Origin of the sequence: Trebonia kvetii (assembly GCF_007827045.1) — a bacterium.
GTDB lineage: Bacteria > Actinomycetota > Actinomycetes > Streptosporangiales > Streptosporangiaceae > Trebonia > Trebonia kvetii.
Genome location: NZ_RPFW01000008.1, coordinates 111093 through 122558 on the forward strand (window position 1 = coordinate 111093; position 11466 = coordinate 122558).

At 67.9% G+C, this 11466-nt stretch carries 11 protein-coding genes; 9 read left to right on the forward strand and 2 right to left on the reverse strand.

The genetic code is table 11. The features are described from left to right. Positions 1 to 153: 153 nt before the first annotated feature. From EAS64_RS35245 to EAS64_RS35265, 5 genes are all read left to right on the forward strand, one after another. Positions 154 to 1374: a nucleotide sugar dehydrogenase gene (locus EAS64_RS35245; RefSeq protein ID WP_145860232.1), complete on the forward strand. Its 1221-nt coding sequence runs from the start codon at positions 154 to 156 to the stop codon at positions 1372 to 1374. Then, on the forward strand, positions 1371 to 2135 hold the full coding sequence (locus EAS64_RS35250) for a glycosyltransferase family 2 protein (protein ID WP_145860234.1): 765 nt from the start codon (positions 1371 to 1373) through the stop codon (positions 2133 to 2135). Before EAS64_RS35245 ends, EAS64_RS35250 begins: the two co-directional genes overlap by 4 nt. Next, positions 2136 to 3164, forward strand: a complete 1029-nt coding sequence (locus EAS64_RS35255) for an NAD-dependent epimerase/dehydratase family protein (protein WP_145860236.1) — start codon at positions 2136 to 2138, stop codon at positions 3162 to 3164. A 112-nt stretch (positions 3165 to 3276) separates the two neighbouring features. Further along, complete coding sequence (gene pafA, locus EAS64_RS35260; RefSeq protein ID WP_145860238.1) at positions 3277 to 4635, forward strand: Pup--protein ligase; 1359 nt, start codon at positions 3277 to 3279, stop codon at positions 4633 to 4635. Positions 4636 to 4984: 349 nt separating this feature from the next. After that, positions 4985 to 5944, forward strand: coding sequence for an FKBP-type peptidyl-prolyl cis-trans isomerase (locus EAS64_RS35265; RefSeq protein WP_145860240.1), 960 nt, complete (start codon positions 4985 to 4987; stop codon positions 5942 to 5944). Positions 5945 to 6036: 92 nt separating this feature from the next. On the opposite strand, the gene EAS64_RS35270 is transcribed toward EAS64_RS35265, so the two are convergent. Continuing rightward, positions 6037 to 7119, reverse strand: coding sequence for a DUF3866 family protein (locus EAS64_RS35270; RefSeq protein ID WP_145860242.1), 1083 nt, complete (start codon positions 7117 to 7119; stop codon positions 6037 to 6039). A gap of 69 nt (positions 7120 to 7188) precedes the next feature. Here EAS64_RS35270 and EAS64_RS44130 point away from each other — a divergent pair, with 69 nt between their 5' ends. Continuing rightward, positions 7189 to 8157, forward strand: a complete 969-nt coding sequence (locus EAS64_RS44130) for a helix-turn-helix transcriptional regulator (RefSeq protein ID WP_187366409.1) — start codon at positions 7189 to 7191, stop codon at positions 8155 to 8157. Further along, positions 8154 to 9125, forward strand: a complete 972-nt coding sequence (locus EAS64_RS44135) for a helix-turn-helix transcriptional regulator (protein WP_246116010.1) — start codon at positions 8154 to 8156, stop codon at positions 9123 to 9125. Before EAS64_RS44130 ends, EAS64_RS44135 begins: the two co-directional genes overlap by 4 nt. Positions 9126 to 9148: 23 nt before the next feature. Here the strand turns inward: EAS64_RS44135 and EAS64_RS35280 are convergent, their stop codons facing one another. Beyond that, positions 9149 to 9844 carry a class I SAM-dependent methyltransferase gene (locus EAS64_RS35280; RefSeq protein WP_222849849.1) on the reverse strand — a complete coding sequence of 232 codons (696 nt, stop codon included), beginning with the start codon at positions 9842 to 9844 and terminating at the stop codon, positions 9149 to 9151. Positions 9845 to 10185: 341 nt separating this feature from the next. On the opposite strand from EAS64_RS35280, the gene tatA reads away from it, so the two are divergent. Both tatA and tatC read left to right on the forward strand, forming a co-directional pair. Next, positions 10186 to 10506, forward strand: coding sequence for a Sec-independent protein translocase subunit TatA (gene tatA, locus EAS64_RS35285; RefSeq protein WP_145860244.1), 321 nt, complete (start codon positions 10186 to 10188; stop codon positions 10504 to 10506). Between the two features lie 51 nt (positions 10507 to 10557). Next, complete coding sequence (tatC, locus tag EAS64_RS35290; RefSeq protein ID WP_145860246.1) at positions 10558 to 11460, forward strand: twin-arginine translocase subunit TatC; 903 nt, start codon at positions 10558 to 10560, stop codon at positions 11458 to 11460. Positions 11461 to 11466: the final 6 nt, after the last annotated feature.

Here is an 11466-nt window from a genome sequence, read left to right on the forward strand (position 1 = left end):
GGACATCATATGTTGCCTGAAGCAGAAATTAGGAAGTGTTCTTATAGCGTGGCAATTAGATGACAGGCTGAGCGCATGTCCAATCCCGGATAAGGTGAGAGTGCACTTTATCGAGGAGATATGCGTCGCGGAGGAAGCGGAGGACAGCTAGCGATGGCGTCTCAGACTCCAACTTCGGACCGCGAGTTCGAGCATGACGTCGTGGTCATCGGCGGCTGCGGCCACGTGGGCCTGCCGCTTGCGATCGCCTTCGCGGAGCGCGGTGCCACGGTGACCATCTACGACGTCAGCGAGCCTGCCGTCGAGTCGGTGAACGCGGGCCGGATGCCGTTCGACGAGCCGGGTGCCGCGCCGCTGCTCGAGCGGGCCGTGGCGGGGGGCCGGCTGAGCGCCTCAGCCGACCCGGCCGTCGTCGGCACCGCCGAGCACGTGATCGTGGTGATCGGCACCCCGGTCGACGAGCACCTCAACCCGAACCAGACCGCGATACCCAAGGCGCTGACCGGCTTCGCCCCGTTCCTGCGCGACGGCCAGCTGCTCGTGCTGCGGTCCACCGTCTTCCCCGGCGTCACGGCCGTGGTGGAGAAGATGATCGCGAGCCTCGGCACGCACATCGAGGTGGCGTTCTGCCCCGAGCGGATCGCCGAAGGCAAGGCGATGACCGAACTGTTCGAGCTGCCGCAGATCGTGTCGGCCCGCAGCCCGCGCGGCATGGAGCGCGCGTCGGCGCTGTTCTCGCTGCTCACCGACAACATCGTGGAGCTGACGCCGGAGGAGGCCGAGCTCGCCAAGCTGTTCACGAACGTGTGGCGGTACATCAAGTTCGCGGCGGCCAACCAGTTCTACATGATGGCCAACGACCGGGGGCTCGACTTCGAGCGCATCCGCCAGGGGCTGATCAAGGACTACCCGCGGGCCGCGGACATGCCGGGTGCCGGGTTCGCCGCCGGGCCGTGCCTGTTCAAGGACACCATGCAGCTCGCGGCGTTCAACAACAACAACTTCACGCTCGGCCACACGGCGATGACGATCAACGAGGGCATGCCGCTGTACCTGGTGCACTGTCTCGAGCAGAAGTTCGACCTGGGGTCGATGACCGTGGGCATCCTGGGAATGGCGTTCAAGGGCGGCTCGGACGACATCAGGTCGAGCCTGTCCTACAAGCTCAAGCGGATACTTGAGTTCAAGGCGGACGAGGTGCTCTGCGCCGACCCCTACGTCAAGGTCGACGAGAACCTGCTGCCGCACGACGAGGTGGTCGCCAGGTCAGACCTGCTGATCATCGCCGCGCCGCATCCGGACTACCGGGAGCTGAGAACCGCTAAGCCCGTTGCCGACATCTGGAACGTGCTCGGCGGCGGGGTCCTCGTATGACGACCGCCGAGGTGCCCCGCGTCTCGGTGGTTATCCCCGCCTACAACGAGGGACCGCACATCATCCCCGTGATCGACCGGATCTTCGAGTCGGTCCGGCTGCAGTGCGAGGTGCTCGTCGTCGTCGACTTCGCCGACGACACCACGGTTGCCCCGGTCACTGAGTACGCGCAGAAGGAACCGCGGCTGCGCTGCATCGTCAACACCTACGGCCGCGGGCCCGCCAACGCGATCAGGTACGGCATCGGCGCCGCCGCGGCGCCGGTCGCCGTGGTCACCATGGCCGACGGCTGCGACGACCCGCGGCAGATCGACGACCTGGCCAGGCTGGTGGACAGGGGGGTGGCCGTCGCGGTCGCGTCTCGCTACATGCCGGGCGGCCAGCAGGTCGGCGGGCCGCTGTTCAAGGGGCTGCTGTCGCGGATGGCGGGCCGTTCGCTCGGGCTGCTCGCCCGCACCGGCACCCGCGACGCGACGAACTCGTTCAAGGCCTACTCGACCGACTTCGTGCGCAAGGTCGGCATCGATTCGCGCGCCGGGTTCGAGATCGGCATCGAGCTGACCGCCAAGGCACGCAGGATGCGGCTGCCTGTCGCGGAGATACCGACGATCTGGCTCGACAGGCAGGCGGGCATCTCGAACTTCCGGGTCGCCAAGTGGATCCCCGGGTACCTGTACTGGTACCGGTTCGCGTTCGGCCCGCGGCTGTCCGCGGAGCAGGTCAGGGCCCACGGGTACGAGAAGAAGAAGGAACACCGCTAAATGCAGCAGAAGGTTCTGGTCAGCGGATCGGCCGGGTTCATCGGCGGCTACGTCGTCGAGGAACTGCTCGGCAAGGGCTACTCCGTCGTGGGCGTCGACAACTTCTCCAAGTACGGGAAGGTCGCCAAGTCCTACGACAGCCATCAGGACTACCGGCTGGTCGAGGGCGACTGCCGCGACGTGGCGCTGATGACGGAACTGCTCGCGGACTGCGACCACTTCATCGCCGGCGCCGCGATGATCGGCGGCATCTCCTACTTCCACACCTACGCCTACGACCTGCTCGCCACCAACGAGCGGATCATCGCCACCTCCTGCGACGCCGCGATCAGCGCGCACCAGGCGGGCAGGCTCAAGAAGATGACCTACCTGTCGTCCTCGATGGTGTTCGAGTCCACGCCGGAGTGGCCGTCGTATGAGGGCCAGGAACGCGAGGTGCCGCCGCCACTGTCCTCCTACGGCTTCCAGAAGCTGGCCGTCGAGTACTTCGCCCGCGCCGCCTGGGACCAGCACAAGCTGCCCTACACCATCGTCCGGCCGTTCAACTGCGTCGGCATCGGCGAGTCCCGCGCCCTGGGGGACGAGGAGATCATGTCGGGCAACGTCAAGCTCGCAATGAGCCACGTGGTGCCCGACCTGGTGCAGAAGGTCTACAAGGGCCAGGACCCGCTGCACATCCTCGGCACAGGCGAGCAGGTGCGGCACTACACCTACGGCGGCGACCTGGCCAGGGGCATCGTCATCGCAATGGAACACCCGGACGCGCGCAACGAGGACTTCAACCTCTCCACCGCCCAGTCCACCACCGTCCTCGAACTCGCCGAGGCCATCTGGCGGAAGATAAAGGGCCCGGGCGAGCCGCTGCGCGTCGTCTCCGACAGTCCGTTCGAGTACGACGTCAACCGCCGCGTTCCCGCCACCGAAAAGGCCAAGCGGGTGCTCGGCTTCGAGGCCGCCACCTCCCTCGACGAGATGCTCGACGAGGTAATCCCGTGGATCGCCAACGCGATCGACAACGGCACCATCTAGGGGGCGTACGTGCGTGGTCGAGCCTGGTCAAATCCCCGAAAGCACACCCATGCTTGCGCAGTTCCGGCGGGGCATAGTGACCGATGGCAGCAAGTGAACGTAGCCTAGGGACGTGGACAGGCGAATATTCGGGCTCGAGAACGAGTACGGCGTTACGTGCACCTTCCGTGGACAGCGGCGGCTGTCTCCGGACGAGGTGGCCCGCTACCTCTTCCGCCGTGTCGTGTCATGGGGTCGCAGCAGCAATGTGTTCCTCCGCAATGGCGCCCGTCTCTACCTGGACGTGGGCAGCCATCCGGAGTACGCCACCCCCGAGTGCGACAACGTGGTCGACCTGGTCGCGCACGACAAGGCGGGTGAGCGCATCCTTGAGGGCCTGCTCGTCGACGCCGACCGCCGGCTCCGCGAGGAAGGCATCGCGGGGGACATCTACCTGTTCAAGAACAACACCGACTCGGCGGGCAACTCCTATGGCTGCCACGAGAACTACCTGGTCGGCAGGCACGGTGAGTTCGGCCGCCTGGCCGACATCCTGATCCCGTTCCTTGTCACGCGGCAGATCATCTGCGGCGCGGGCAAGGTGCTGCAGACGCCGCGCGGCGCGGTCTACTGCGTCAGCCAGCGTGCCGAGCACATCTGGGAGGGCGTTTCGAGCGCCACCACCAGGTCACGGCCGATCATCAACACCCGTGACGAGCCGCACGCCGACGCCGAGCGCTTCCGGCGGCTGCACGTCATCGTCGGCGACTCCAACATGTCCGAGACGACCATGCTGCTCAAGGTCGGCTCCACCGACCTGGTGCTGCGCATGGTCGAGGCGGGCATCGTGCTGCGCGACATGACGCTGGACAACCCGATCAGAGCGATCCGTGAGGTCAGCCACGACATGACCGGCCGCAGCCGGGTCAGGCTGGCCAACGGGCGCGAGATGTCCGCCCTGGAGATCCAGTGGGAGTACCTGAACCGGGCCAAGGACTTCACGGAGAAGAACGGCATCGACCCGGTCAGCCTGCGCGTGCTGGAGATGTGGGAGCGCGCGCTCACCGCGATCGAGGACGGCAACCTGGACAAGATCGCCAGGGAGATCGACTGGGTGACCAAGTACCAGCTCATCGAGCGCTATCGGGCCAAGCACGACCTGCCGCTTTCCGCGCCGCGTGTCGCACAGCTCGACCTGGCCTACCACGACGTGCACCGCGGCCGCGGTCTGTACTACCTGCTGCAGAAGAACGGCGCCGTGGACCGGGTGACCACCGACCTGAAGATCTTCGAGGCCAAGTCCGTCCCGCCGCAGACCACCCGCGCCAAGCTGCGCGGTGAGTTCATCCGCCGCGCACAGGAAAAGCGCCGCGACTTCACGGTCGACTGGGTGCACCTCAAGCTCAACGACCAGGCGCAGCGCACGGTCCTGTGCAAGGACCCGTTCCGCTCGGTCGACGAGCGCGTGGAGAAGCTCATCGCCGGCATGTAGCGGATAACAGCAACAAGCGGCGAAGCCGCAACTCGAACATGGCGAAGCCGGGACGTGACACTGCGTCCCGGCTTCGACCGTCTGGTCGGCACACTTTCTGAAAACCCGCTGACCCGGCTGCCACGGCCTTCCCGCTGCTGAACAGCGCCATTTCCGGCCAAATAGGGCCGGAGTCCGCCATCCGTGACGCTGGGATGCGCCAAAGCTGAACGTTTGCTGTCGACTTGATCGCATGCAACGGAGCGGCCCGTCGCTGCGGGTAACCTGAGTAGGCTTTACCAAAGTCACAGAATGTGGTGTCGGACCTGGGTCCGCCCGCCTGTCCCCCAGTCAGACCCGAGAGGCTCTCATGCGACGCGCAGCAGCGCTTGTCATAACCCCCCTGCTCGCCGCCCTGGCGCTCGCCGGCTGCGGTTCCTCGTCCTCGTCGTCGTCGAACGCCGCGGCGTCGGACACCTACAAGTCGGTCACCGCCACCGGAACGTTCGGCAAGGCGCCCACGGTGAAGATCCCGGCGGAAACGGGGAGCGGTGCGCTTTACACCAAGACCGTCATCCAGGGCACCGGCGCCGCGCTGACCTCGACTGAGGGCATGGTCGGCAACTACGTCGCCTATGACTGGTCGGGCAAGACCCACAAGCTGCTTGGCTCGTCCTACACCGCGGGCAAGCCGTCGCTGTTCACCGGGACGCTGCTGCCCGGCCTCGAGACCGCCCTCGTCGGGCAGAAGATCGGCAGCCGGGTGCTCGCGGTGATCCCGCCCAAGGACGGCTTCGGCACCAGCGGCAACTCAACCGCGGGCATCGGCAAGACCGACACGCTGGTGTTCGTCATCGACATGGTCTCCGCGTTCGACGACAACAGCGTGCCTGGCACGCAGTCCACGAACGGCGGCGGCACGCTGCCGACGGTGACCGCCCCGGCGGCGGGCAGCACGGCCGGCCCCACCATCACGATCCCCGCCAAGGCCACGCCGTCCAAGACCCTCCAGGTCAAGACCCTGATCACGGGCACCGGCGCGAAGGTGACCAAGGGCCAGACCCTCGCGGTCCAGTACACCGGCGTGAACTGGCGGACGGGCAAGGTCTTCGACTCCTCCTGGGCGCGCAAGTCGCCGTACACCGTGGTGATCGGCGCGGGCCAGGTCATCAAGGGCTGGGACACCGGCCTGGTCGGCCAGACGGTCGGCAGCCGCGTCCTGCTCGTCATCCCGCCGGCCGACGGCTACGGCAAGACCGGCGCCTCCACGGCGGGCATCAAGGGCACCGACACCCTCGTCTTCGTCGTCGACATCCTGGCCGCCGACTAGGTTCGGTCCGCTAGCACGTCTCGTCCCCCGGCCCGGGGAGCGCTCAGCCGCTCCCCGCCGGGGGACAGTCATTTCCGCGCCCACCCAAGCGGCTACTGGTGCAGCAGGGACGCCGCGTGCCGCCCGGCGCAGGCCGCCGCGAGGAAATACTCCCGGTCCTCATCAAGCGAGCGCCCCATGGTCGACAGCGGCACCGGGCAGCCGCGCAGCGCCTCGTCCAGGCCGTCGACGGGCACCGTGACAAGCCGGTGCCGGCCGGCCAACCCCGCCGCCTCCTCGGCTACCCGCTCGCCGAACGGGGAGGGCAGATCCGGCAGCACCACGTCGGCGGCGGCGAGCGCGACCCGCCCGTAGGCGGTCAGGCTGTGGTGCGATACGCCGCGATGCCGCTCCCGCGGGTCGGCGAACGACACCCGCAGCGACGCGACGGGACGGCCGCCGAGCACCGCAGCGGCGTTGACCGCCTCGCCCGCCGCCACGCCGGAGAAGCCCCACCTGGTGCCCGTGCCCAGGTTGCCTGGCCCCTGCGTGACGACCGCGACGTCGGCGCCCGCCGCGTGCCTGGCGGCGAGCAGGCCCGAGTGGACGGTGACCGCCTCCAGGTCACCGCCGAACGACTGGCCGGTGGTGACGGTCGCCGCCAGCCAGCCCGCCTCGCGCAGCCCAGCGGCCGTGCGGGAGAACCACGCGGGCAGCGCCCCGCCGTCGGTCATCACGTAGACGGCGCGCGCATCGCACGAACCCGTTTCGTATGCGGCGTAAAGCCCGGCCAGGATCGCCGGGAGCGCCGAATGCAGGTCGGCCACCACCACCGGCATGCCGTCTAGCGAGTCTGCCGATTCGAGCAGGTCGTGCTGGGCCGACCCCTGCTCGTCCGCGCTGGCCGTCATCGCCTGCAGCGGTGTATACCGTGATTTCACGATATGGCCGGTTATTTCGCCGTCCGCGGGCAGCCGGTCGGGCAGCGCGACCACGAACGCGTAGCCGCCGGTGCCGAGTCCGGCCCGCAGCGCGGTGACGTTCAGCAGCACCCGGTCGCCGACTCGCGGCAACCCGGTGAGCGCGGGGTAGGCAAGCGCGCGAATCGAATCCCCGTCCACGGTTACCATGAGTTCGGCTGCTCCGGGCCATTCGCGCCGCAACGCCGTGACAGTTCCGCTCCGCCATCGGATCACGACGGCAGACTAGCGGCAGGCGGCCGTAGAGTGCCGGGTACAAGGGGTGACTTTCATAAGGGGGTCGCGTTGTCGAAGCGCAGGACCGAACGCCTCCTGTCCATCGTCGTGCTGCTGCTCTCCTCGCGCAGGTACCTGACCGCAGAGCAGATCCGTGCCGCGGTCATCGGCTACCCGGAGGAGCAGGAATCGTTCAAGCGGATGTTCGAGCGGGACAAGGAAGAGCTCCGTGACCTGGGCATCCCCCTGGAGACCGGCCGGTCCGCCACGGCGGACGAGGAGATCGGCTACCGGATCAGCCGCCAGGACTACGAGCTGCCGGAGATCCAGCTTGAGCCGGACGAGGCGGCGGTGCTCGGCATCGCGTCCCGGGTCTGGCAGTCGGCGGCGCTTGAGGGCGCGGCGACCGGGGCCGCGCTCAAGCTGCGCGCGGCGAGCCGGGAGGCCGACGCCGAGGGCGAAACAGCCCAGGCGCCCGGCATCCAGCCGCGGCTGACCACCCAGGAGCCGGCGTTCGGCGCGCTGTGGGAGGCGGTGCGCGACCGCAGGCCCGTCGCCTTCGACCACGTGGCGGGCGGCAGGTCCGAGGTCACCAGGCGCACTCTCGAGCCGTGGGGCGTGGTCAACAGGCGCGGCCGCTGGTACGTCGCGGGGCACGACAGGGCGCGCGGCGCCCCCCGTGTCTTCCGGATGAACCGCATCGTCGGCCCCGTCAAGCTCGTCGGGCCGCCGGGCAGCGTGACCGTCCCTGAGGGCACCGACGTCCGCGAGATGGTGAAGGACTGGGACAAGCCGCAGACGCGCAAGCACAACGCGGTGCTGCGGGTCCGCGCGGACGCGGGCTTCGCATTGCACCGCTGGGCCAGCCAGATCGAGCCCGACGCCGCACATCCTGGCTGGGACCGGCTCACCATCGCCTACTCCGACCCGGACTGGTACGCCGGCCATCTGGCCTGGTTTGGCCAGGACGTCGTCGTCCTCGACCCGCCCGAGCTGCGCGAGGCCGTCATCAGGCGGCTCAAGGGGGTGCTGGCATGAGCCCGGCGAACAGCGCGCGCATGGTCACCTCGGGCGAGCGGCTGCGCCGCCTGCTCGCCCTGGTCCCCTACGTGGCGACGCGGCGCGTCGTCGGCCTCGCGGAGACCGCGGCGACCTTCGGCATGACCGAACGCGAGCTCATCGACGACCTGAACCTCGCCTGGTGCGTGGAGCTCAAGGCGCCCGAGCCGTACTGCCCGATCGACCTGTCGTACGAGGACGGGGAGATCTCGATCAGCCAGGCGGAGTCGATCGCCAGGCCGCTGCGGCTCGCCGCCGACGAGGCGAGCGCGCTGCTCGTCGCGCTGCGGATGCTGGCGGAGGCCGGGGGCGGCGACGCCGTGCAGCGCCTCATCGCGAAGATCGAGGACGCCGCCGGCGCGGCGGGCGCGGCGCCCTCCCAGGTGAGCGTCCTCCAGGTCGACAGCCCGAACGCCCGCGGCATAGCCGTCACGCTCAACGCGGCCCTGGCCGCGCGCAGGCGGGTCCACCTGCGCCACTATGTGCAGAAGAGGGACGAGGCGACCGAGCGTGACGTGGACCCGATGCGGCTGCTTGTCGTGGACGGCAGGACCTACCTGGAGGGCTGGTGCCGCCGGGCCGAGGGCGTCCGGCTGTTCCGGCTTGACCGGGTGATCTCCGTCGACGTGCTCGACGTGCCCGCCGAGGTGCCGGAGGAGGCCGAGGAGGTGGACGTGGACGCGGGGCTGTTCCAGGCGTCACCCACCGACGAGCTCGTCGAGCTCGAGCTCGGGCCGGCCGCCCGCAGGGTCGCCGAAGACTACCTGTGCGAGTCGGTTTCGGAACTCGGCGATGGCCGGCTTCGCATTGGCCTGCGCACCCCGGACACCAACTGGGTCCGGCGGCTGGCCTTGCGCCTCGGCGAGGACGCCCGGGTTATCTCACCGCCTGAGCTGGCCGAGGAGATCAGAGCCGAGGCCGCGGCGGCGCTGGCCCTGTACGAGTAGTAGGGCCAGCGGGCGGGCTAGGACTACTTGCGCGCGATGAGGAAGAACTGCTTGCCAAGCGGTCGCCACAGCGGCGGCGTGTGCAGGTACACCCTGGTCAGCCGGGGCGATGGCGGCAGCAGGCCGCGGAAGGAGTACGGCAGGAACCGGGGGACCGTCAGCGTGATCTCGAATCCGGCCGCGTACAGGTGCTCGGCCATCGAGACATGGGTGAGGATCACGGTGTGGTCGGCGCAGTCGAAATACTCGCGGGCGCAGTAGCGGAAGTTGGGGCCGATGATCCCGATCCGGCCGCCAGGTGACATCGCCGCGCGCAGCTTGCCGAGCACCGTCCCGACCGCGTCCTGGCTTGGCAGGTGCTCGAGGAAGTTCGACAGGAACACGCCATCGAAGTGCCCGGCGGGCAGCTCGGTGTCCATGATGTCGCCGATGATCATCTTCACGCCCGCGGCCTCGATGTCACCCTGGCTGACTAGGTCGACGCCCCAGCGCTCGGCGGCGGGCACCGCGGTGATGAATTCGCCCCGCCCGGCCGCCGGGTCGAGGACGCGCTGCGGCCTGTCCATCCGGCCGTGCACGTAGCTGGCTATCTCGCGCCAGACCGCTTGCCTGCCCGCCTGATCGACATCGCGGAACCGGTAGTCGTAGAGGCGCTCGTAGTTGATGCCTGCGACGGGTCTCGCCACCGCCGCACCGTAGTCGGCGTCCAGGGCTTCCATGACCGCGACTTTAGCTCACTGTCCGTGATAATTCCCAACGTATCGGATTTTGTCGCCCGGGAGTTGGTAACAATTTCCGCACACGATGTAACTCACAGCATTCATTTGTCGACGGGTCAATCCGACAGTCGCGCGGCTGCGAAGCAAATGGTGAACGAGAGGGGACGGCATCCAACTACAGATGAACCATCACCGGTAGCGATGTGTGTCATTTCCGCTCACTATGGTCGGTTACCCTTCCGTTCGGCTGCTGGACCTAGTCGTTTCCGTCACGCCGTGTAGACTCAACCTCGAGGCCAGCCCCGGTAACGGGACTCATCCCCTGTGACTTAAGGACTCCAATGATCGGTGACCTGTTCGACAGCCCATGGAAGATTGCGATCATCGCGATCCTGATCATCGTGCTGTTCGGGTCGCGCAAGCTGCCCGCTGCCGCCCGCTCGCTTGGCCAGTCGATGCGCATCCTGAAGAAGGAAGTGCAGGGCCTGCACGAGGACGAGCCCACCGAGCCCGCCTCCGCCGCCACGTTCCAGGCTCCCCAGCCGCAGATCGAGGCTGCCGCCGCGGACGCCGGTGCCCAGGCGCAGATCGACGCGCTGAGCAAGCAGCTCGCCGACCTGCAGCAGTCGGTCAAGACGTCGGACGGCGCGCAGGCCAAGTAGCCTGCCGCCTCCCGAGCATTTAACGACAACCCCCCTCCGGGAAAGACGATCATGGCATCGAAGCCTTCCGCCATCAGGGGGGCTCGCATCGTGGGCGAGCGCTTCCTTCGCTCGCAGCAGCGGGCCAACCCGGAGGGGCGCATGTCCCTGATCGACCACCTGCGCGAGCTGCGCAACCGGGTGGTCAAGATCGCCGTGGCGGTCCTCGTCGGCGCGGGCGTGTCCTGGGCGTTCTACACCCACATCTGGAATTTCATCCAGCGCCCCTACTGCCACGCGGTGACGTTCTGCAAGACGAACGTCCCCGGGCACTCGCTCGTGCTTAACGGCGTCATGGACGGCTTCTACCTGCACATCAAGGTCTCCGTCATCGCCGGCGTGGTCCTCACCAGCCCGATCTGGCTGTACCAGCTGTGGGCCTTCGTGGCGCCCGGTCTCTACTCGCGCGAGAAGCGCTGGACGTATGCATTCCTCGGCACCGCGGTCCCGCTGTTCGGGCTCGGCTGCTTCTTCGCCTTCACCGCGATGAGCCGCGGGCTCGACTTCTTCATCGGGATGTCCCAGGGCTTCACGAACCTGTACACCGCCGACACCTACATCGGGTACTGGATCGCGATGATCGTCGGATTCGGGCTCTGCTTCGAGGTCCCGCTCTTCCTGGTCATACTGAATCTGGCTCGTGTCGTCACCCACGAGCGGTTCAAGAAGTGGCGCAGGCTCATCATCTTCCTGGTCTTCGTGTTCGCAGGCATCGCGTCGCCGAGCCCCGACCCGCTGACGATGCTCTTGCTCGGCGGGGTCGTCGTGGTGCTGGTCGAGGCGGCCGAGATCTTCATCTACCTCAACGACAGGCGCTGGGCCCGAAACCACCCCGACCTGTACGCGGGCCTCGATGACGACGAACTCTCCCCGATTGACGACCCCGAGCCGATCGACGCGGACAGCAACATCTAGCTAGAC